Consider the following 20,823-nt stretch of genomic DNA (forward strand, 5'->3'; position numbering starts at 1 on the left):
ACGATCAGAAACGCAAACCAACGCCGGTGAGGATTTCGAACTGTTCGGTATCCGCACCGGCTTCATCTTCATCATAAAAGGTGAAGCGGTATTTCGCGGTCGTATAAAGACGATCGGTGAGATGCGCCTCCGTACCTGCGCCAATGCGCCAGCCCGTCGCCGTCTCCGTGCTGGAGGCGAGGAGGGGTTCGCTTTCGATCAGCGTGGTCTGCCCGGAAATCGGATCGAGGAACGGGGTGATGGCCACGGTCTCGCTGTCGACATTGACGGTGAGTTTCGTCCAGGCGCCATCGGCAAAGACATTCCATCCCTCTCGCACCCACCATCCAGCGCGAACGCCAAGCTCGATGGCGTGGGAAACATCTGTCTGGAAAGTCGTCTGCACGATCGTCCCGGAGAGAGGATCAGGCGCGCCTGTCACCACACCTCTGTCCTCGGCAGTCGAGCCATCAACGCTCGCAAAGACGCCGAGGAAAGCCTGCCCGAAGGGATAATCATATCCGGCGCTGATCCCGTGGATCAGGCCATCGGCGCGGTCGTCATCGCCGGTCGCGCCAAGTGTGATCATATCCCAGCCCGTCCGGGCCTCGATGCGAAGGCCGCGCAGCTCTGTCTTCTCACCAGCGGCCTCGGCGCCGAGCTGGCCGCGGTCGATATAACGGCTGCGGCGGATCTTTTGCGGATCATTCGCGCTCGCCATCTCGCCAGAAGGCAAAGTCACGCGCGTCGCTGCCTCGCCCATTAGCGGGCTCGAATAGGCGACCGGCTCGTAGGCTTCGGGCTGTTCTTCTGCCGGCGGTTCCACCGTCTGGAGGAGCGCAAAAGCGGCAATCGTACTCATGAGCATGGGCTAGACCCCCGGGGCGGGTTGTGGTTCATGCCTCCTTGGTATGCGCGAGCCCTTTAAGCGCCCGTTAACCGCGATGGACGCGGGCCCATGGGTGCAAGAAATGCGCTTAGTCAGTCTTACACCAGCGGTATGGAAGGCAGGTGGCCATGGCCAATTGTGCAGTCATCGGCGCCCAGTGGGGCGATGAGGGAAAAGGCAAGATCGTCGACTGGCTGTCGGCGCGGGCCGACGTCGTCGTCCGTTTTCAGGGCGGGCACAATGCCGGCCATACGCTCGTCATTGACGGCGAAGTCTTCAAACTCTCGCTGTTGCCCTCCGGGATCGTCCGTGAAGGGAAGCTTTCCGTCATCGGCAATGGCGTTGTCATTGATCCTTTCGCGTTCAAATCGGAGATCGAACGCCTCGGCGCGCAAGGGGTCAGGATCACGACCGTCAATCTCGCTGTTGCAGAGAATGCCGCCCTGATTCTTCCGCTGCATCAGGAACTCGATGGCCTGCGCGAAGGGGCTGCCGGGGATTCAAAGATCGGCACCACCAAACGCGGTATCGGGCCTGCCTATGAGGATAAGGCCGGGCGCCGGGCGATCCGCGTCTGCGATTTGCGGGATACGGACAGTCTGGGGCCGAAGATTGACCGGCTCCTGACCCATCACAATGCGCTGCGCGTCGGCTTCGGTGTTGATCCGGTCGACAAGGACGAACTGCTCGGTCAGCTCAAAGAGATTGCCGGGTTCATATTGCCCTTTGCCGTGCCGGTCTGGCGGCTTCTCGATGATGCGCGGCGGGCGGGCAAGCGGATCCTCTTCGAAGGCGCGCAAGGCGTGCTCCTCGATGTCGATCACGGCACCTATCCCTATGTGACCTCCTCGAACACGGTGACTGGTCAGGCGGCCGGCGGCGCAGGCGTTGCGCCGTCACAGATCGGCTATGTGCTCGGCATCGTCAAAGCCTATACGACCCGCGTCGGCGAAGGGCCGTTCCCGACCGAATTGCTCGATGAAACGGGCCAGCGGTTGGGTGAGCGCGGACATGAATTCGGCACCGTCACCGGGCGCCAGCGGCGCTGCGGCTGGTTCGATGCGGCCCTCGTGCGGCAGTCACTGAAGATTGCCGGTGTGGACGGCATCGCGCTCACCAAGCTCGACGTACTGGACGGCTTTGAAGAGCTGAAAATCTGTACCGGGTATAAAATCGGCGGTGAGGTCTATGACTATCTGCCCGCCGGGATGGATGCGCAGGCGGCAGCTGAGCCGATCTATGAAACCCTGCCGGGCTGGTCTGACTCAACGGTCGGCGCGCGGAGCTGGGCGGATCTTCCGGCCGAAGCGGCAAAATATGTCCGCCGGGTCGAGGAGATGATCGAATGCCCTGTGGCGCTCGTCTCGACCTCGCCGGAGCGTGAGGATGTGATCCTCGTGCGTGATCCGTTTGCCGACTAATTTGCGGCAGGTTCACTCAGCCAGTAGGTCAGCCCGCCCGCGTCACAGTGCCGGTTGATCCGGTAATGCTTGATCCGGGCGAGGATTTCTTCGGCGCGGTAGCGATTGTCAAAACCGTACCAGCCGGTGCCATTCGCCTCGATGATCCAGCGGCCCTTTGACCATGTCTCGCCCGTCCTGCGCGGAGACTGCCAGCGGACCTTCATGTCATCAAAGGGAATTGCCGAGCATTTTGTGTCGGAATGGGCGGTGGAAGGAATTTTGCCTTCACTCATGTAATACTGGAACGGTGCGGCGAGCGATCGTTCGCCAACGAAGCATTTCTCAGCGAACCCTTCTGCCTTGAAGACGCGCAAGGCTTGTTCAGCCTCTGGGCGGGAAGTGCCGAGCTTTGCGATGACGAAGGGCAGGCCGGAGACGGTTGAGGCCAGCTGAAACTCATCGCCATTCTTCTCGATGGCGAGGTTGTTCGGGTTGAAGGCGGCGCATTTCTCGTCCGCGCTGCCGAAAAGATATCTGTCGGTACAGGCCTTGTTGTCAGACTCATTTGATTCAGGGATCTGGTTGTCCGGATCGAGGGTGACGCAGACCCGATAGAGCCCTTTCCCCGTCGTTGCCGGTATCTTGAGGCTGAACCCGGCATTAAGGCTTTCGCCGGAGGGGATATCCTCGGCATAGCTATACTCATTTGTACTCTGATGGCTTTCATCCGATAGGCGGATGAGGTCGATTTTTGCCAGCGTGTAGGCGCGGGGGCGGTCGGTCCGGCCCGGTGCGGCGGCTTCGATTTTCCCTGCATTGGCGATGGCCAGCTCGACGCGGCCATTGCCGCCGAATTTCGGATAGCTGAACCAGTCATCATCGGCGATAACGAGATTGGCCCGGCTCCTCGGCAGGACCTCCGTGTCCTCAGGTTGCGGGCGGGCCACAAAATCATAAGCGCGAACCGTGCCGTCCACATGATCGAGCTGCGTGCCTGTCGGGGTTGCGAGGCTGTCGATCGTGAAAGGCCCCAGACGGACATTCAGCTCAAGAACGTCGAGAGCAAGATGCAGCTGCACCGCGCTCTTGGGGGAAGCATTAAAGGACAGATCGTAACGCGGCTCAGCCAGTGTGAGGTTCATGAAGGCTGCATTCTCGGATTGTGCCTGCGGGCTGCTGCCTTTGGGGGAGAGGCGTAATTGTGCTGGGCCAGTTCCTGTACGGAATTTATAAGGCACGCTTGTGGGATCACTGTCCGGTACTGGTGTGCCGTCCTCATCGAGACTGTAAAGGCGCGAGGTCTCATCATCACGGAAGGAGAGCGAGCCCGTGCCAGGGATCAATACATGACCATTCATGCCGAGGTTGATCTTCGCTGAGACGCCTGACGTGGTGAGGCTGTCAGCGATACCCGGCGCGCCATCGGGCTCGGCCAAAGTCGCCCGGCCAAGATCAATCTCGCTTTCCGATTGGGTCCGCAGAGAGCGGAGATCCTTATCGGTGGGCGGCACACAGCTGCCATCGCGTTTGCGTGTCGGAATGCTCGCATGGACGGTGCAGGAGATGACCGAAGAGTAGATATATTGCTCGTCCGTGCGATAGGCCGCCGGAATGCCGGCCGCGCCGTATAATTCATCTGCGGTGATCCCATCTGCGCCGCCGGGCAAGGCACCTGCTGCCAGCACCGTCATCTGGCGCTCAAGCGGGATCCGTCCATCGCTTGAGGGCGCAGGGCGGCTCGTTGCATTCACCTGCAACGGCATGCGGAACGCCAACCCATAACGGATGGATGACTGGGTACGGATGAAAAAGCGCTTCGTATAGGTGGTTTCCCGCGCAAAGGTGAGTTCGATGCGCTCAAAAACGTCACGGCCTGTATGACTGCCGGTCAGGAAGAAGATATCTTCATAAGCGATATCGCCGGGGATCAGCTCCTTGACCATCCGTGTGGGGCCGATATCGATATTCTGACCCGTGGCGGCGTCTGCGGCTTCAGTCGTGGATACGGGCGGTAATTCAACACCCGCGATCTTTTGCGTTGGGGTCGTAAGGCTGATCGGATCGCCCGGGCGCCGGCGGTCACGCGGCAAAGGAGGCAGCTCTGTTTCTTCCGTCACCACCGTATCCGCGCTGCCCGTCACATTGCCGCCATTCGTGAAGCTGGCGGCGGAGAGTTTCGATTTGCGCACGATGCTGGTGACGCGAAGGGCCCGATACCGGTCGGTGTCGACAAGAAATCTGTAAAAATCCGAATCTGATTTCTCTGAGAGGCCTCTCAACGTATGGCCATCCCGGAATTTCTCGGACGGATTGAGCTTCTCCGCCGCTTCCATCCTTGTCCTGAGCTGATTGAGGGCCGAGCCTTCCTTGAAGTCAGCTTCAACATCCGTGTTGTTAAAACACAGCTCACGGAGGAAGCGTTTCGTCGCATTCGCGTCGTCCTTTTTCCCGTCGCAGGCTTTGGACAGGAGAGTAAAAGACAGCTCCCGGTCGACGATATAGGCGTCCTCCATATCGTAGATTTTTTCGCGGTAGGCTGCCGGCGCGGCGATCAGTCCCTGACTGACCATCGCATTCGTCATCAGGTCATCAAAGATCGGATGCGTGCTGAGCCGCGAGGTCGTCAGATAGGTGCCGAAATCAAACTCGATCCCATCGCCGAGATCGACGGGCTCGAGCTTTGTGCGCCCGAGAGAGGTCGTTGTGTAGCTGGCGAGGAAGACGGGCGACTGTTCGGCGGCGATCAGGAATTCATCGGTATCGAAATCGATATCAGTGTGACGGCTATCTTCAGGGGATTGCGCCGACGCAAAGCCGATCAGCGACAGTAAGGCCGCCAAAGCCGGTAATATGCGCATCCTACATCCCCCATGCCCACGCGAGGGGAGTCTTGGTTAATGACTAATAGGTGTCAAGCATTCAGGCCATGCAATCAGCTGGCGAAAAGCGAAGATTCCGCTTGCCATTTCGCCAGGGCATCACTTTCCCCCAGATCGATAAGCGCGCCGATATAGCCGGGCTCGAAAAGCAGGTAACTGGGGAGGACCCACGGCTCTTTCAGGGCCCCGATCGCGCCCATGACCATGCGGATGGAGCCCGGTAATTCGCCGATATGCTTGCCCGCGATCGGCCTGACATCCTGGCTGGGGTCAATCGAGGTGATCTGGACCTGACGCAGCGGGCTTTCATCGCGGGTTTCGGGATACATCAGGCCTAGCGTGTGGTTGATCCGTCGGGCCCGCTCGATATCGGCGTCCATATTGTCGTTGAAGAGGATGTCGAGCATCTGACCGGCCAGATAGCCGACCGTTGGATAATCCATGGCTTCTGAGGGCTCTGGGTCGGGGACGATATCGCGCGCACCGATGGTGACGATCTGGCTCGCGCCCAGATGGATGGCAGCGGACAGCGGGGCCGAGCCTCGCAAGGCGCCATCACCGAAATAGACGCCTTCAAGGTCCACGGCGGGGAAGACGAGCGGCAGGGCGGATGAGGCGAGGATATGTTCTGGTGCCAGCTGCGCGCGATGACCGCTCCGCCGGGCGCGCTCCCACGGGCCGATATCGGCGGACGCCACGAAATACGTATAGGCGCGCCCCGTCGCGTAGGAAGACGCCGTAATGGCAAGCGCCCGCAATGGGCTGTTGCCGACCGCGCGATTGACCTCCTCGAAATCGACATGCTGCAGGAGCAGTTCACCCAGAGGGCTGTTATCAAGAAGGGAGGGCGGCGGATGCGCGCCTGCCCAGCCGAAGAAGAGGGAGCTAGCCCATTTGCGAAGGCGGCCCCTGACATCCCGGCCACGTGTTGTGAAGATCTGGTCGCAATGAAGTGAGCGCCAGATTTCCTCTAATTTCCTTGCTCCTGCGGCGAAATTCTCAGGTTCTGTCGCAAGAACGCTGGCATTGAGCGCGCCAACCGACACACCAGTAATGACCGGAAAGGGCTGGGTGCCCTCGGGGGTCAGCTTTGCCAACGCCTTGAGGACGCCAACCTGATAGGCGCCACGTGCGCCACCACCGGTCAGGACGAGGGCCCGGGTCATGATGCTGGCTCCTTTACACAGTTGATGACGCCCCCGTGACATCTGTTGCGAGCGCGCGCAAAAGCAGGGCCTTTCGCGGCCAGTAGAGGGTCCAGAACATGAGAGTGATCGTCTGCGGCGCTGGCCGCGTCGGCTATGGGATTGCCGCGCGGCTTGCCCAGGAAAAGGCGAATGTCACCGTCATTGATCAGGCAGCGAGCCTGATCCAGCAGGTGACCGAGCGGCTTGATGTGCGCGGCGTTGTCGGCTCGGGCTCCTATCCGGAGATCCTGTCCGAAGCGGGCGCGGCCGAAGCTGACATGATCATCGCCGTGACGGCCTCCGATGAAGTGAATATTGTTTCCTGTCAGATCGCGCATTCGCTTTTCTCTATTCCGACCAAGATCGCCCGGATTCGGGCGCAAAGCTATCTCGACACGCGTTACGCAGACGTTTTCAGCCGCGACAATATCCCGATCGATGTCGTGATTTCACCGGAGCATGAGGTCGCGCAAGCGGTCCTGCAGCGGATGACGACGCCTGCGGCCTTCGACATCAAGGCTTTCGCTGAGGGCCGTGTCTGGTCCGTCGGGCTGAAGCTGGGGGAGGACTGCCCGATCCTCGCAACGCCCTTGCGGCAGGTGCGAGAGCTTTTCCCTGACTTGATGATCACTGTCGTGACGGTCCATCGCGGCACGTCGTTGTTCAGGCCGACGGGCGAGGACCAACTTGAAGCCGGTGACGAGATCTATTTCGTCTGTGACCGTGACCGGGTGAACCGGGCGATCGGCATTCTGGGTCAGGAGCAGATCCAGGCCAAACGCGTGATCATTATCGGCGGCGGACATATCGGTTTTGATGTTGCCAAAAGCCTTGAGAAGCTCGGCCAGAGCCGCATCCGCCTGATCGAGAGTGATGCCAATCGCGCTTCCGCCATTGCCGAAGAGCTGACCCGAACGATTGTTCTCAACGGCGATGGGCTTGATCGGGAGATCCTGCGTGAGGCAGGCGTGGCAGAAGCCGAGACAGTCGTCGCGCTCACCAACTCGGATCAGATCAACCTTCTCTCTGCCATCATCGCCAAGCGCGAAGGGGCAAGGCGGACGAATATTCTCGTCAACCAGCCCTCATACGGGCCGCTCAGCCAGTCAGTGGGGATCGACCGGTTCATCGACCCGCGAGCCATCACCATCTCGACGATCCTCCAGCATGTCCGCCGGGGACGGATCAAATCGGTCTATTCGATCCTCGATGGACAGGCCGAACTGATCGAGGCTGTGGCGCTTGAGACATCGAGCCTCGTCGGCTCTCCCTTGAGCGAAAGCGAGTTGCCCAAGGGCGTCGTCATCGGGGCGATTGTACGCGGCGGCGAAGTTGTCCTGCCGCGCTCCGACACTGTGATCGAGCCCGGAGATCGTGTCATCCTGATGGCGCTGCGTGAGGATGTGGCGAGTGTCGAGCGGATGTTCCGTGTCGGCATCGAATATTTTTAAGCGGCGGCGCCCGGCAGATGAGACTAGGCCCCATTTCGCGATTTGTGTCTTATGCCTGCCTCGCGGTGGGTGGGGCCATGATCGTGCCGTGGGTCCTTGCCTGGTCGCATGCTGGTGAAAGCCCGGCCGGCTATCTTCTGGGGATCTTCATTTCGCTCAGTCTGGGTGGGCTCTTCCTTGCGGTCGGGCTCGGCTATACGCGAAAGCCCATTGTGCGGAGTGGGATGCGGGAATTGTTCCTTGCCCTGCTGATCTTCTGGGGCGGTATTCCGTTTCTGGCGGCCATTCCCTTTGTCATTGGCGGGATGCCGATCCATGACGGATGGTTCGAGGCCGTCTCTGCCCTGACGACGACTGGGGGCTGGCTTTCCGATCCGGCAGCGCACGCAACCGATCATGACATGATCTATAGGGCGAGCCTGCAATGGCTCGGCGGCCTGGTCACACTTGCAACGGCAGGGGCCGTGTTCGTCCGGCCAGAATTCACAGGTGTCGCGCCGCTTGTACCGCCATTCTCTCGCGGGGAGAGCGGATCATTCATTCGCGCGTTTGACCGGGCCGTCTGGACCTTCCTGCCGGTCTATGCCTGCATCACGGCGGCAGGGTTTCTCTGCTTTCTTTTTGCCGAAGTGCCGATTGTCGATGCAGCGACTATGGCGATGTCCTTCCTGTCGACCGGCGGGTTCGTGCCGGCGGCAGGGGGCATACTGAGCTATTCGCCAGCTGCGATCTCAATTGCCATGATCCTGATGTGCTTCGGCGCCGTCAATTTTATCGTTATTTCAGGTCTGGTCCTGTCACGCAGCAGCCGGATGCGATCAACGCAGGATGAAGAAACAGCCGCCTTCATCATCCTCCTGCCGCTCATGACGCTGCTCTACTGGCTCTCTGCAGGGGCTGGAGACCTCGATCTGCTGATCCCGCAATTCTACAATGCCGTCTCCATTCTCTCGACCAATGGTCAGATCATCGGAGAAAGCCCGGCGCTTCTGCCCGTGTTGGTGACGGCGGTCATCGGGGGAGCTGCTGTCTCAACCGCTGGCGGGGTAAAGTTGATGCGATGGCTCGTCACTATCCGGCGAACGGGGCAGGAGCTCTGGAAGCTGACCCATCCGGGCGGCGTTCTGGGCAAGCAGCCGCATGTCAACGAGCTCGGGATCTGGATCCATGCGCTCGCATTCACCATGCTTCTGGCGCTCATCGTCCTCCTGACGGCATTTTTCGGGCATCCTCTTGAGACGAGCGCAACCGCGGCAGTGGCTGTCGTTGCCAATGCGGGGCCTCTGATCGATCTCGCCCCTCAAATGACGGCGGACTATGCAAGGTTCGAAGCGCCTTTACGCGGTTTTCTGGGGCTCGCCATGATTGCCGGCCGGCTGGAGCTGGTGGTGTTCATGGTCATGCTCAGCCGCCGTTTTTGGCTTGGCTGACCGTCAGATTTGCCTATTTATGCATTGGAGAAATCCCCAAGCGGCTAATGCGTCTCGACAAATTCAATGTTGCGGTGCAAAAGAGCTTGAACTGAATTGATGATTTGAACGGCACAATGAACGATAAAAAACAAAATCTTCAGGACGTTTTCCTGAACCAGGCACGCAAGTCCAAAGCATATGTGACGGTATTTCTCGTGAATGGCGTCAAGCTGCAGGGGATTATCACCTGGTTTGACAACTTCTGCCTGCTTCTCAAGCGGGACGGGCAGGTGCAGCTTGTTTACAAACATGCCGTGTCAACGATCATGCCATCAGGTCCGATCGATCTGCGACTGGGTGAAGAGGACGACGAGGAGTACTGATTTTGGGTCCAGAAGACAGCGAAGCTTACGAACACGCGTCTCTTGACCATGCGATTGTCCTCCACCCGCACCTGTTCCGTGAACAGAATGGATTGCGAAGCGCCGAAGAGCGCCTTGAAGAAGCTGTCGGCCTGACGGCCGCCATCAAGCTGACCATCACCGATGCGCAGATCGTGACTCTTTCCGAGGCGCGCCCCGCAACGCTGATTGGACGAGGCAAAGTCGAAGAGATCCGTACCGCGCTCGATATGACGGAGCCACGGCCGGGGCTTGTCATCGTCAATGCGAATCTGACGCCGGTGCAGCACCGGAACCTCGAGAATGAATGGAAGGCGAAGGTCCTCGACCGGACAGCGCTGATCCTGGAGATCTTTGGTGCACGCGCTCAGACCAAGGAAGGCCGCCTGCAGGTCGCGCTTGCGCATTTGAATTACCAGCGCTCGCGTCTGGTCCGCTCCTGGACTCACCTTGAACGCCAGCGCGGGGGGGCCGGGTTCCTTGGTGGTCCGGGTGAACGCCAGATCGAGGCTGACCGCCGGATCCTTGCTGACAAGATCGACCGGCTGAAAGCCCAGATCGAGCAGGTGCGCCGTACACGGACCCTCCAGCGCGCCAAACGCAAGAAAGCGCCGCATCCGGTGATCGCGCTGGTCGGCTATACCAATGCCGGCAAATCAACCCTCTTCAACCGGATGACCGGGGCGGGGGTGATGGCGGAGGATCTACTCTTTGCCACCCTCGATCCGACCATGCGGGCCGTCGATCTGCCCGGTGTCGGGCGGGTGATCCTGTCCGATACGGTGGGGTTCATCTCCGACCTGCCGACCGATCTTGTGGCCGCCTTCCGGGCGACGCTCGAGGAAGTTCTGGAAGCCGACATTATTCTGCATGTGCGGGATATTGCGCATCCTGAAAGTGACGCGCAGCGGCATGATGTGATTTCCGTTCTCGGCAATATCGGTATCGAGGAAGATGATCTGGAGCGGCAGGTCATCGAGGTCTGGAACAAGATCGACCTACTTGATGAAGAAGACTGCTCGACCGCGATGTCGGTCTCGAAGCTTCGCAGCGAAGGCGCCGAGGGCAGCCTTGAAGACCCGATCATCGTAGCGGTGAGTGCCTTTGAGGGGATCAATCTCAGCGCGTTGTTTGCCGCCATCGATGAACGTCTTACACGCGAATTCAATCATTATACGGTGGTTCTGGGGCCAGAAGATGGCGCAGCTGAAGCCTGGCTGCACCAGAATGGCGATATCCAGACGATAGAGCCAGCAGACCAGCAGGGCGGGCGCCTGATCTCCGTTCGCCTTGGGGAAAAGGGCGCGGGGCAATTCCAGTCAAAATTCAGCCTTGTTCTGAATCAAGATGGTCTGGACGCGCAGCCCCTCAAGGATACATCGATCGCATGAAAAATCTTCTCTCTGCCATATTGATGTTTAGCGTCAGTATGGGGATGGCGACGGCAGAAGAACCGGCGAATGCAGGGGCGGATGTTCATCTTTTCTATTTCCATGGCCGGATCGTTGAGGATGGCTTGCCTGCCATTCACCCGACATTCGGAGAGTATCAGTTCAAGGATATCGTAACCGCGCTGGATCGTCCGGGGATAAGTCTTCACGCCAAACAGCGGGGACCGGACGCAGATGTCGAAGCCGAGGCCATGGAAGCAGTCGCGGCGATCAACGCGCTCGTCGCTGACGGCGTGCCGGCGGATCACATCGCGATTGTGGGGGCGTCCAAGGGCTCTCTGATTGCTTCCCGCGTGTCACATGAGCTCGGCGATCGGCAAATGAAGCTTGTCATTCTCGCCGGGTGCTGGCCCAGCATGGTCGAGACCCTGATCGCCAATGAGCAATTCGTCTTCGGGGATGTCCTTGAAATCCGGGATATCGAAGACAAAGGCCTTGAGCCGGGCTGCGACGAACTGATCGACGCGTCACCCGGTGTGACGAGGCATAAGGCGATCGTGACCGAACTTGGTGTCAGTCACGGCCTGATCTATCGTCCCTATAAGGAATGGCTGGAGCCGACCCTTGAATGGGTGACGGCGGAGTAATTACTCCTCCGCCGTCAGGGCCTCACGCATCACATAATAGATAAAACTTTGCTCGACGACACCGGAGAGCAGGTGCGCCTGCGGACCGCTGGCAAAGATCGCGACATCCTGACCGCCATGGGTCTCTGAGTATGACGGGATGATGGATTGCTGGCGGTAATCGATGCTTTGCGCTTCCTCGTCACTCACGAAGGGACGTTCGGTAGGACCTTCTGAGCTCGAGCCTGCAAAGGGCGAGCCCGGACCATTGCCATAAGCGAGCGTTGTGTAGGGCTTGCCGTCCGCCGCCGGGCTGAGTGTTGTCGCCGGTTCGCCGGCGCTGGTGACGCTTTTGACGAGGCCAAGGATCGGATTGCCGCGTTGCGGATAACCCTGGAAGACGAGGGTGTGGCCGTGATCGGCAGTCACGATGATCAGCGTATCTTCCGCATTCGTCTTATCGAGTGCTGTTGCAATGGCCGCATCGAATGCGCCGACATCTTCAAGCGCTCGAGCGGCATTGCCCCCGTGGTGGGCGTGATCAACCCGGCCGCCTTCGACCATCAGGAAGAAGCCTTCATCACCGCGTGACAGCTTGTCGATGGCGAACCCGGTCATCTTGGCCAGCGTCGGCTCGCCCGCGCTGTCCTCATTGAGATCAGCGCTATATTGCATGTGGCTTGGCTCAAAGAGGCCAAGCACCTGACCGTCCGCCTCCGGATCGAGGGCCTCAAAGCCTTCCCGGTTCCAGACAAAGCGATTGTCCTTGGCGAGGGCTGTCCATTCAGCCGTCAGGTCCCGGTCATCTTCGCGTTCACCTGTCTCGTCATCATATTCCGGGTCCGTCACGCTTTTGGGCAGGAATTTCTCCCGGCCCCCGCCGAGAGCGACATCCAGCCGGTAGCGGGCCCCTGCAATGATGAGCTGGCTCGCAATATCCATACAGTTCGCATCTTTGGGTAGATCTGTATCACTCTCCCAATTGCGGTTGGCCGCGCTGGCATAGACAGCAGCCGGGGTCGCGTGCGTGATCCGTGCGGTCGAGATGACCCCGATGCGGGCACCCACAGCATCTGCATCCTTCATGATCGTGCTGAGCGGTTTTGCCTTGCCGGCTTCGCAATCGCCCCGCGGGACGGTCTGGTCGACATTGATGACGCCGGATTTGGTCTTACGGCCCGACATCATGGCGGTGGCCGTCCCGGCACTGTCCGGTGTCTGCGCATTTGTATTGTATGTCTTGGAAAGCCCAGCCCAGGGCAGGCTGTCCATCGCCAACACATGGTCTTCACCCGGACCGCCAAGTTTTTGCCCAGCGAGGATCCGGGCTGCCGTGACGGTCGTGATATCCATGCCGTCCGCAATGAACAGGATGACATTCTTGGCTCGCCCGTTGTTCGGCACCTGCGCCTTGGCGGCAGCAAGGGTTTCCTCTCCCATCTTTTCCCAATCGACAGGCTCGACGGTCGCGGGCTGGGCGAGGAGGGCGGCGGACATCAGAAGTGAGAGCATGGGGTTTCCCTTTGGTCGAAAGGTTTGCGGCGCCTGCTAGCGGCTTTTTGTGTCAGTCAGGCGACAGAAGGCGCCTCCGGCCTGCCATCTCTAATCAATGTAGGGCTCGAGTTTTTCCAGCTCCAGCGTGTAGGCGGTATCGCCCAGATCATTCTCGTTGGGTTTCACCCGCATCGTGCCGGTGACCCAGACGGGATCCCACAGGCCTTTCGATTCAACCGGTTTCTCCGCGGTATCAACGAAGACGATCTGGTTCGGCGGTGGCGGGGGCACATGGATGCAGGCGCCATAATAAGGGACGAGCAGGAACGCCCGAACACGGCCGCGCTCGGTATAATCGAGCGGCAGCATGAAGCCCGGCATCTTTATATAGGCGCCATCAAGTTCGGCGACGGTTTCGGCCGATCCGGTCTGCTGGCCGATCTTTTCATGATCAAGCTCAGGGGCTTCGACCTCTTCGACCCCTTCGGGAACAAGATCGTTCCAGCTGATCTCCTGCGGCTCGGCAGGCTGAAGGAGAGAAAGGGCGGCAATGAGGAATGTCATGATCATGACCGCTTGCTACCTCATGCCGCGCCAAAGGGCGAGATGTGGCGGCTGGTCGCGGGCGCCGTAAGGGTTACAGTCCTGAAAACCGGTGCTGCAGCAACCCCGTGACCCGTCCGGGAAAGACGCGATAGGCTGCGGCTCGACAATGACAGTTTCAGGAAGAGGAAACCGACGACGATGATCAAGACCTCCCGCGACCGCATGACCGATGCTGCGCTCTTTGAAGAAGCGCCCGATGTGTTCTGGAAGGGGGTCGCAGAGCGGCTGAAATGGATGACGCTGCCGAGCGAGATTTCGGATGTCTCCTTTGATAAGGATGACCTGCATATCCGTTGGTATGCAGACGGCACACTCAATGTCGCCGAGAACTGTGTTGATCGTCATGCCGAGGCTCGCCCCGACGATACCGCGATCCTGTGGATCGGGGATGAGCCGGGCACCTCGAAGGAGATCAGCTGGCGCGAGCTGCATCACGAAGTCTGCCACATGGCAAATGTGCTCAAAGCCCGCGGGGTCGGGCGCGGTGACCGTGTGATCCTCTATATGCCGATGATCCCGGAGGCGGCCTATGCGATGCTGGCCTGCGCACGGATCGGGGCGGTCCATTCTGTCGTGTTCGGCGGGTTCAGCCCAGAGGCGCTGGCGAGCCGGATCGAGGATTGCGGCGCCGTTGCGGTGATCACCGCCGATGAGGGTCGGCGCGGCGGCAAGACCGTGCCGCTCAAAGCCAATGTCGATGCGGCGTTGGCGCGGGTGTCGGGCGTCCGGCTGGTCCTGACGGTTCAGGTTACCGGCAAGGACATCCATTTCGTGCATGGCCGGGATTACTGGTGGCATGAGGCGCGGGAGGAAGTCCCCACCGATTGTCCTACCGAGGAAATGTCGGCGGAAGATCCGCTTTTCATTCTTTATACGTCAGGTTCAACGGGCAAGCCCAAAGGCGTCCTTCACACGAGCGGGGGGTATCTGGCCTGGGCGAGCTATACTCATGACATGATCTTTCAGTGCGATCCCGGCGATGTCTACTGGTGCGCGGCGGATGTCGGCTGGATCACCGGGCACAGCTATATCGTCTATGGACCGCTCGCCAATGGCATCACGACAGTGATGTTCGAAGGCGTGCCGACATGGCCCGATGCAGGCCGGTTCTGGGCCGAGATCGAGCGTCATAAGGTCAATGTGCTCTACACCGCGCCGACGGCCATCCGTTCCCTGATGAAAGACGGTGATTCCTTCGTGACCAAATATGACCGTTCGTCACTGAAAGTGCTTGGTAGTGTCGGCGAGCCGATCAATCCGGAGGCGTGGCGCTGGTATCATGAGGTCGCTGGTGACGGAAAAGTGCCGATCGTGGATACGTGGTGGCAGACCGAGACCGGCGGTGTCCTGATCAGCCCCATTCCGGGCGACCCCATGACCAAGCCCGGTGCCGCGACCAAGCCGATGCCGGGGATCAAAACGGCGCTCCTTGATCAGGATGCCAAGCCGATTGAAGGGGCGGGGAATGGCAGCCTTGTACTGACATCCTCCTGGCCCGGACAGATGCGCACGGTATATGGCGATCATCAGCGTTTTATCGATACCTATTTCTCTGCCTTTCCCGGCAATTACTTTACCTCGGACGGCGCACGGCGGGACGAGGATGGTGACATCTGGATTACGGGCCGTGTCGATGACGTGATCAATGTCTCCGGCCACCGCATGGGCACGGCAGAGGTCGAAAGCGCGCTTGTCGCCCATGAAGCGGTCGCCGAAGCCGCTGTTGTGGGGTATCCGCACGATATCAAGGGGCAGGGCATCTGGTGCTATGTCATCCTCAAAGCGGGGCATACGTCGCATGACAGTCTCGGCAAGGAGTTGCGCCAGCAGGTCAGGACCGAGATCGGCCCGGTCGCGACGCCGGATGTGATCCAGATCGCCCCCGGCCTGCCCAAGACACGTTCCGGCAAGATCATGCGCCGCATCCTGCGCAAGATTGCTGAAGGGGAGACGTCCTCGCTGGGCGATACTTCAACCCTCGCGGAGCCTGAGATCGTCGATGTCCTGATCCGTGGGGCGGAAGGGGAGCGGAGCTAGCCCTCAGGGAACCAATTTCGGCCCGCTGCGTTTCTGTGATGCGCCTGCTCTGGGGCGCCATACTTGAAGCAGATATTCGGGAAGTAATTGTTATGGACAAGGAGCATTTGAAAGGGGCCGCCAAGAAAACGGAAGGCTCCGTCAAGGAATCTGTTGGCAAGGCGACCGATAACAAGAAGCTCGAAGCCGAAGGCAAGAAAGACAAGGCCGAAGGTGAGCTTCGCAAGGCTGCCGGTGATGTCAAAGACGCCGTGAACAATTAAGCGACTTTTCAATCCGTGATCGTGATGCCGTGGGCTCGTCCCGCGGCATCATTTTTTTGTGCTTTAGAAAAATGAGAACCCTTTGTCCGCTCCGGCGTTCTACTTAAGCGATCAAGCAGCAAACGACCCCAGCGAGGTTCCGATGCATAGGCAATTCGTGATTGGCAGTATCAAACTGGCGCATGGCCTCGTGAAAGAGGCCGCCGGACGGCTGATTGGCCGGCCAGGCTGGCAGAAAGACGGGCGGATCATCCGCGCGGAAGGGCGTATCCGCCAGCAGATGAAAGACAGGCTGGAGGCGGATTAATCCGCCTCCGTAAGTGAAATATAGTCTCGCCGTCTTAGGCGGGGATTACATTTTTTCCCGTGCAATATGATCGTCAATGACGCGGCCGAGCACCGTCATCGGCACATTCCCGCCAAGGACGACCGCGTCGTTGAAACGGCGGAAATCATATGCATCGCCAAGCTCGGCTTGGGTCTTCTGGCGTAGGCGGTTGATCGCGGTATGCCCGACCTTGTAGCCGCAGGCCTGCCCCGGCCATGAGCAATAGCGGTCCACCTCGCTTGCGACTTCTTCCGGGTTCGATCCGTTTTCATTGACGAACCAGTCGACCCCCTGCTGGCGGGTCCAGCGTTTGGCGTGAAGGCCGGTATCGACAACCAGGCGGCAGGCCCGGAAGGCGAGGGACTGAAGATAGCCCAGTCGGCCCACGGGGAAATCGTCATAAACGCCCAGCTCATCGGCGATCTGCTCGGCATAAAGCGCCCAGCCTTCCGAATACGCATTAAAGGCGAGGAGGGAGCGGATCAGCGGCTGCTTGAACGCATATTCGCCCTGCCAGACATGGCCGGGGATCGCCTCGTGATAGGTGAGATCCATCAGCGAATATTTCGAATGGAGTTTCGGGGTCCGCAGGTTGATCCAGAAATGCCCCGGCTGCTTGCCGTCAATTGACCCGGCGCCGCCATAGGCGCCAGGCGCGCCAGCCTCGACCTCGACTGGGATGCGCGTGACCTCAAGGAAGCCCGGCACGAGTGTTTCGAAGGCATCCGGCATCCGCCCACGGATGTCCTCGAGCGTTGCATGGATAAAATCCATGATCTCTTGACGGCCTTCATCGCCATCGGAGAACTGGTAGCGCGGGTCTTCGGCGAGCGCGGTCATCCGGGCGCCGACAGAGCCTTCGGTATAGCCGATCGAGCGCAGGATCGGGTCCATCTCGGCATGAAGGGCTTTGAGTTCCTCGCGGCCCATTTCATGGACTTCGTCGGGCGTCATGGTCGTCGTCGTGCTGGCCGCCAGCGCCCAGGCGTAATATTCCTCACCCTGCGGAATGTCCCAGATCCCTGCATTGCTGTTGGCCTGCGGCGCAAAGCCTTCAAGCGCATCGATCTGGCGTTGAAGGGCGGGGCGGATCTCCTCCTCGGCAATGGCGAGCGCCTTGGCGGCGTAATCGCCCTCCATGCCCTCTGTCCGGCCGGCAAGCGATTTGACAATGCTCCAGTCGGCGGTCTCTGCGCCTTGCGCGCCATGCATCTGGCCGAGGGTTTTGGCCATCAGGAAATCAGGCAGGATGACGCCCTGATTGCCTTCGGCGATGACGCGTTCGGTCTCGCCATCAAGCTGGCCGGCGTAAGCCGACATGCGCTCAAGATAGGCGTCGGCATCTTCCGGCGTTTCGATCGAATGCGCGGAATCAAGGAAGCTGGGGATTTCGACAAATGAACCGATATTCTGCGCCACCGTGTACGGCGCATTTCGGTAGGACCAGTTCGAATTGAGGAGCGCCACATCGCCATAGGGGTAGTCGAACCCTTCGGATGTTCGCTCAAAGACTGTGCGCACAACATCGAGATTGAGCGCTTCGTCATCAGACAATGTGCTGGTGTCAACCTCGTTCATCTTCGCAAGGAGCGCGCGGGTTTTCTCGGCGATTTTCGCCTGTCCCGCCGGAGAGCGATCCGTCAGCTTTGATTTGAGCGCTGCATACTCCTCGCTATCGATGCCGAAGCTGGAGGCGCTTTCAGGATAGGCATTGAGGATGAAATCCGTCGTCTCCTTCATCAGCCCTTCGACATTTGCCGCCGGGGTTCCAGCGGGGGCAGGCGCGGCAGCGGTGTCGGCGGCCTTCTCCTTCCCGCAGGCGGGCAGGGCGGCAAGCACCACAAAGGCGGTTGAATTCTGAAGGAGCGAACGGCGCGAAATGGTCATGGAGGTCCCCATTATCTTGAGATGGGCGGCAACGTAGAGGATATGGTTGAGACAAGGAACCGCTGAGAGGGTGCCCATGGACTGGGACAGTGCCGATTACATTATGGCTGCCGCCATTCTGGGCAGTGCCGCGCTGGCCGTCAGGCTGCTGTTGCGCATCAGGATGAAGCCCATCCTGGTGCTGGTGCTGGTGTTTGCGGTCCTGACGGCGGTGCTGCTCCTTTGGGCGGAGCTGGCCGTCGGGATTTTCCACTGAGCGGACGCCCAGAGGCAGGCCCCGTGAGGCCGGCCAGTTGTCGCTAACCCGGCGACTACCGGCCGAGATAATAGAGCCCGAGCCGGCAGACAGCCCAGAAGACCCCTGTAACCGCTGTGGCGATCAGCATCAGGACAAAGTCCGGCTGGTAGATCTGCAGCGTCCGCAACGGCACGCCGAAGAATTGCGGGATCAGATAAACCGCCATGACGGCCACACCGATGGTCATGAGAAGCGGGAACCAAAGGCTGAACGCGCCAGCCGCGCCGGATTTTGCCCGCAGGCCATCGCGGTGGGTGGCGGCCCAGAGGAGGCTGAGCACGAAAAACACCGGCAGCAGCGCGAAGATGAGATAGAGTGATTTCGGCCCCCATTCCGCAGCGGCAGTGCCCGGATCAAGGCCTAGGCCGATAGCGGTGATACCTTCGCGTAAGTGGAGGGTCGAGGCAAAGCCGAAGCCGCTGCCTGAATTGACGAGCGCGACCGAGCCTTTTCGTTCCGCCGGATAAAGCGCGGCGAGCGTTTCTACCCCGGGGCTGATCCCGGCGTGATAGGCAATCTGCCGCTCGGTATCGAGATACCAGCCGAAGCCGTAAAAGGGCGAGGCGTCACTGGCGGGGCTGAGCATCGCGGTTTTGCTCTCGGCGCTGATGATGTCGTCCTGCCCGTTCAGCATGACGGCGAGATAGAGGGCGAGATCCGGCGCGGTCGCGACAATGCCGCCCGCCGGGGCGGTCACCTTTTGCGGCCGGTTATCCTTCACGGCGCGCTTCATGCCGAACCAGGGTGTGTGCCCGACAGCCATTTCCTCATGAAGCTGACCATCAGCGACAAAGCTGTGCGCCATACCAATGGGCGCCAGTATCTCGGCATTCACGAAACTCGCGTAATCCTCGCCGCTGATCTCTTCGATGAGGGCGCCAAGGATCAAATAATTGGCGTTCGAATATTGCCACCGCGTGCCCGGTTCATGGGCGAGGGGCCAACCCGCGATCAGCTCTACCTGTTGGGAGAGTTCGCTCGCGCCGCCATTCTCATCTTTGTGCCGATCATTCCCCTGATAGGTGGAATAGCCGCTAGTGTGGCTGAGCAATTGCCGGATCGTGACATCGCTGCCCGGCTGGCTAGCAAAGCCCGGCAGATAGGTGGAGATCGTCGTGTCCAGATCGACGCGTCCGTCCTCGACCAGCATCATGACTGCCATGGCGGTAAAGCTCTTTGAAATCGAGCCGATGACGAAAGGCGTGTCCGTCGTCATTTTCCGCCCGCTGCCCTGAAGGATCTCGCCATGGGCGCCAGACGCCAAGGCGCCGTCATCTGTCACCGCATAGGTGACGCCGGGCGCGCCGGAGACGGGCAGCTCGGCCGCGATGAATTCCTCAATCGGGCCAGAGGCTTGGCGCGCCATCGCGACGCCGCCGATCATGACCGCGATGAATATAAGGAATGTCCGCATGACTTGCCCCTCCGCTGCAACGCGAGGCTTAGCACACTCTGCTCCGCCGCAAAGGGCCTTGGCTTGGGGAGTTCAAGCGCTTCCTGAATTGAGAAGGGTATGGGGGAGGCTGAAAGTGCGGGGATAAGTTTGGCCATTCTGTTGGGGGAGGAAATTCTCCCTGCACGTCGGCATTAGTTCAGCATCGTTCTGCGGTGTTTCCCAAGACATCACACCTCGCTCCCTTGCAATGGCGAGGCGAATGCCCAAGTGTCGCCCCTTTACGCAACCACGGGAATTTTTATGACTCACGCACAGGAAGGCGACACGATCCTGATCAATTACACCGGCAGTTTTGCGGACGGCACGACGTTCGACAGCTCGGAAGGCCGAGAGCCGCTGGAGTTCCAGCTTGGCGCCCGGCAGGTCATTCCCGGCCTTGAAAAGGCGCTGATCGGTATGGAAGAGGGCGAGAAAAAGCAGGTCACGATCACGCCCGCCGAAGGCTATGGCGAACGTGACGAGGCCCGCGTGCAGAGCGTGCCGCGTGCTCAGTTACCGAACAATATGCCGACCGAGCCGGGCACCCGCTTGACCATGCAGACCCAGGACGGGCAGGCCGTGCCGGTCGTGATAACCGAAGCCACCGATGAGGCGATTACACTGGACACGAACCATCCGCTGGCCGGTCATGACCTAACCTTCGATGTCGAAGTGGTAGAGATCAAGAAGGCGGCTTAGCCGCGAGCAAACAAGCAAGAGAATGCCCGCCCCGGAAGGAGCGGGCATTTTTGTTTGTCAGCTCAAAGCTTTGAATCCAGCTCCGGCAGCACGTCGAACAGATCGGCGACGAGCCCGTAATCGGCGACGGAGAAGATCGGCGCTTCCTCGTCCTTGTT

18 protein-coding genes and 1 pseudogene are annotated in these 20,823 nt (G+C 60.0%); 11 read left to right on the forward strand and 8 right to left on the reverse strand.

What is annotated here, in order from left to right; translation table 11 throughout:
• Positions 1–4 precede the first annotated feature (4 nt).
• Complete coding sequence (locus DX908_RS15875) at positions 5–841, reverse strand: outer membrane protein (protein ID WP_158548880.1); 837 nt, start codon at positions 839–841, stop codon at positions 5–7.
• A gap of 155 nt (positions 842–996) precedes the next feature.
• On the opposite strand from DX908_RS15875, the gene DX908_RS15880 reads away from it, so the two are divergent.
• Entirely contained in the window at positions 997–2,289 is a 1,293-nt protein-coding gene (locus DX908_RS15880; RefSeq protein ID WP_116393461.1) for an adenylosuccinate synthase, read from the forward strand.
• On the opposite strand, the gene DX908_RS15885 is transcribed toward DX908_RS15880, so the two are convergent.
• Entirely contained in the window at positions 2,286–5,129 is a 2,844-nt protein-coding gene (locus tag DX908_RS15885; RefSeq protein WP_116393462.1) for a hypothetical protein, read from the reverse strand. The two genes, DX908_RS15880 and DX908_RS15885, sit on opposite strands and share 4 nt — an antisense overlap.
• Before the next feature lie 74 nt (positions 5,130–5,203).
• Positions 5,204–6,316, reverse strand: a complete 1,113-nt coding sequence (locus tag DX908_RS15890; RefSeq protein ID WP_116393463.1) for a patatin-like phospholipase family protein — start codon at positions 6,314–6,316, stop codon at positions 5,204–5,206.
• A 98-nt stretch (positions 6,317–6,414) separates the two neighbouring features.
• Between DX908_RS15890 and trkA the strand changes: the two genes are divergently transcribed.
• The 5 genes from trkA to DX908_RS15915 all read left to right on the forward strand — a co-directional run bounded on the left by trkA (position 6,415) and on the right by DX908_RS15915 (position 11,639).
• Complete coding sequence (gene trkA / locus DX908_RS15895; RefSeq protein ID WP_116393464.1) at positions 6,415–7,788, forward strand: Trk system potassium transporter TrkA; 1,374 nt, start codon at positions 6,415–6,417, stop codon at positions 7,786–7,788.
• Between the two features lie 77 nt (positions 7,789–7,865).
• A complete protein-coding gene (locus tag DX908_RS15900) occupies positions 7,866–9,218 on the forward strand; it encodes a potassium transporter TrkG (protein WP_158548881.1) in 1,353 nt (450 codons plus the stop codon).
• A gap of 116 nt (positions 9,219–9,334) precedes the next feature.
• Positions 9,335–9,583 (forward strand): RNA chaperone Hfq, encoded by a 249-nt coding sequence (hfq, locus tag DX908_RS15905; protein ID WP_116393466.1) that lies wholly within the window; start codon positions 9,335–9,337, stop codon positions 9,581–9,583.
• A 2-nt stretch (positions 9,584–9,585) separates the two neighbouring features.
• Positions 9,586–10,992, forward strand: a complete 1,407-nt coding sequence (gene hflX, locus DX908_RS15910; RefSeq protein WP_116393467.1) for a GTPase HflX — start codon at positions 9,586–9,588, stop codon at positions 10,990–10,992.
• Positions 10,989–11,639 carry a hypothetical protein gene (locus DX908_RS15915; protein WP_116393468.1) on the forward strand — a complete coding sequence of 217 codons (651 nt, stop codon included), beginning with the start codon at positions 10,989–10,991 and terminating at the stop codon, positions 11,637–11,639. Before hflX ends, DX908_RS15915 begins: the two co-directional genes overlap by 4 nt.
• Here the strand turns inward: DX908_RS15915 and DX908_RS15920 are convergent, their stop codons facing one another.
• Both DX908_RS15920 and DX908_RS15925 read right to left on the reverse strand, forming a co-directional pair.
• Positions 11,640–13,130: an alkaline phosphatase gene (locus DX908_RS15920; RefSeq protein WP_116393469.1), complete on the reverse strand. Its 1,491-nt coding sequence runs from the start codon at positions 13,128–13,130 to the stop codon at positions 11,640–11,642.
• Between the two features lie 90 nt (positions 13,131–13,220).
• On the reverse strand, positions 13,221–13,676 hold the full coding sequence (locus DX908_RS15925; protein ID WP_233508739.1) for a DUF3299 domain-containing protein: 456 nt from the start codon (positions 13,674–13,676) through the stop codon (positions 13,221–13,223).
• 180 nt (positions 13,677–13,856) lie between these two features.
• Between DX908_RS15925 and acs the strand changes: the two genes are divergently transcribed.
• From acs to DX908_RS15940, 3 genes are all read left to right on the forward strand, one after another.
• On the forward strand, positions 13,857–15,755 hold the full coding sequence (gene acs, locus DX908_RS15930; protein WP_116393471.1) for an acetate--CoA ligase: 1,899 nt from the start codon (positions 13,857–13,859) through the stop codon (positions 15,753–15,755).
• 38 nt (positions 15,756–15,793) lie between these two features.
• Positions 15,794–16,018, forward strand: a complete 225-nt coding sequence (locus tag DX908_RS15935; protein ID WP_233508744.1) for a CsbD family protein — start codon at positions 15,794–15,796, stop codon at positions 16,016–16,018.
• A gap of 142 nt (positions 16,019–16,160) precedes the next feature.
• Positions 16,161–16,325, forward strand: coding sequence for a CsbD family protein (locus DX908_RS15940; protein ID WP_116393472.1), 165 nt, complete (start codon positions 16,161–16,163; stop codon positions 16,323–16,325).
• A 45-nt stretch (positions 16,326–16,370) separates the two neighbouring features.
• Here DX908_RS15940 and DX908_RS15945 read toward each other — a convergent pair whose 3' ends face one another.
• Entirely contained in the window at positions 16,371–18,233 is a 1,863-nt protein-coding gene (locus DX908_RS15945) for a DUF885 domain-containing protein (RefSeq protein ID WP_116393500.1), read from the reverse strand.
• Between the two features lie 76 nt (positions 18,234–18,309).
• On the opposite strand from DX908_RS15945, the gene DX908_RS15950 reads away from it, so the two are divergent.
• On the forward strand, positions 18,310–18,489 hold the full coding sequence (locus DX908_RS15950; RefSeq protein WP_116393473.1) for a hypothetical protein: 180 nt from the start codon (positions 18,310–18,312) through the stop codon (positions 18,487–18,489).
• Positions 18,490–18,544: 55 nt separating this feature from the next.
• Here the strand turns inward: DX908_RS15950 and DX908_RS15955 are convergent, their stop codons facing one another.
• On the reverse strand, positions 18,545–19,945 hold the full coding sequence (locus DX908_RS15955; RefSeq protein ID WP_199564781.1) for a serine hydrolase domain-containing protein: 1,401 nt from the start codon (positions 19,943–19,945) through the stop codon (positions 18,545–18,547).
• Between the two features lie 282 nt (positions 19,946–20,227).
• Between DX908_RS15955 and DX908_RS15960 the strand changes: the two genes are divergently transcribed.
• Positions 20,228–20,665, forward strand: coding sequence for an FKBP-type peptidyl-prolyl cis-trans isomerase (locus DX908_RS15960; protein WP_116393474.1), 438 nt, complete (start codon positions 20,228–20,230; stop codon positions 20,663–20,665).
• A 62-nt stretch (positions 20,666–20,727) separates the two neighbouring features.
• Here the strand turns inward: DX908_RS15960 and DX908_RS16730 are convergent.
• Positions 20,728–20,823, reverse strand: a pseudogene (locus DX908_RS16730) (electron transfer flavoprotein subunit alpha/FixB family protein); the annotation flags it as partial.

Origin of the sequence: Parvularcula marina (assembly GCF_003399445.1) — a bacterium.
Taxonomy (GTDB): Bacteria; Pseudomonadota; Alphaproteobacteria; order Caulobacterales; family Parvularculaceae; genus Parvularcula; species Parvularcula marina.

Excerpts from the sequence above, each read along its gene's own strand:
- DX908_RS15875 (WP_158548880.1), bottom strand. The coding sequence starts at position 841 with ATGAGTACGATTGCCGCTTTTGCGCTCCTCCAGACGGTGGAACCGCCG.
- DX908_RS15880 (WP_116393461.1), top strand. The coding sequence starts at position 997 with ATGGCCAATTGTGCAGTCATCGGCGCCCAGTGGGGCGATGAGGGAAAA.
- DX908_RS15885 (WP_116393462.1), bottom strand. The coding sequence starts at position 5,129 with ATGCGCATATTACCGGCTTTGGCGGCCTTACTGTCGCTGATCGGCTTT.
- DX908_RS15890 (WP_116393463.1), bottom strand. The coding sequence starts at position 6,316 with ATGACCCGGGCCCTCGTCCTGACCGGTGGTGGCGCACGTGGCGCCTAT.
- trkA (WP_116393464.1), top strand. The coding sequence starts at position 6,415 with ATGAGAGTGATCGTCTGCGGCGCTGGCCGCGTCGGCTATGGGATTGCC.
- DX908_RS15900 (WP_158548881.1), top strand. The coding sequence starts at position 7,866 with ATGATCGTGCCGTGGGTCCTTGCCTGGTCGCATGCTGGTGAAAGCCCG.
- hfq (WP_116393466.1), top strand. The coding sequence starts at position 9,335 with ATGAACGATAAAAAACAAAATCTTCAGGACGTTTTCCTGAACCAGGCA.
- DX908_RS15915 (WP_116393468.1), top strand. The coding sequence starts at position 10,989 with ATGAAAAATCTTCTCTCTGCCATATTGATGTTTAGCGTCAGTATGGGG.
- DX908_RS15920 (WP_116393469.1), bottom strand. The coding sequence starts at position 13,130 with ATGCTCTCACTTCTGATGTCCGCCGCCCTCCTCGCCCAGCCCGCGACC.
- DX908_RS15925 (WP_233508739.1), bottom strand. The coding sequence starts at position 13,676 with ATGACATTCCTCATTGCCGCCCTTTCTCTCCTTCAGCCTGCCGAGCCG.
- acs (WP_116393471.1), top strand. The coding sequence starts at position 13,857 with ATGATCAAGACCTCCCGCGACCGCATGACCGATGCTGCGCTCTTTGAA.
- DX908_RS15935 (WP_233508744.1), top strand. The coding sequence starts at position 15,794 with ATGCGCCTGCTCTGGGGCGCCATACTTGAAGCAGATATTCGGGAAGTA.
- DX908_RS15940 (WP_116393472.1), top strand. The coding sequence starts at position 16,161 with ATGCATAGGCAATTCGTGATTGGCAGTATCAAACTGGCGCATGGCCTC.
- DX908_RS15945 (WP_116393500.1), bottom strand. The coding sequence starts at position 18,233 with ATGACCATTTCGCGCCGTTCGCTCCTTCAGAATTCAACCGCCTTTGTG.
- DX908_RS15950 (WP_116393473.1), top strand. The coding sequence starts at position 18,310 with ATGGACTGGGACAGTGCCGATTACATTATGGCTGCCGCCATTCTGGGC.
- DX908_RS15955 (WP_199564781.1), bottom strand. The coding sequence starts at position 19,945 with ATGCGGACATTCCTTATATTCATCGCGGTCATGATCGGCGGCGTCGCG.
- DX908_RS15960 (WP_116393474.1), top strand. The coding sequence starts at position 20,228 with ATGACTCACGCACAGGAAGGCGACACGATCCTGATCAATTACACCGGC.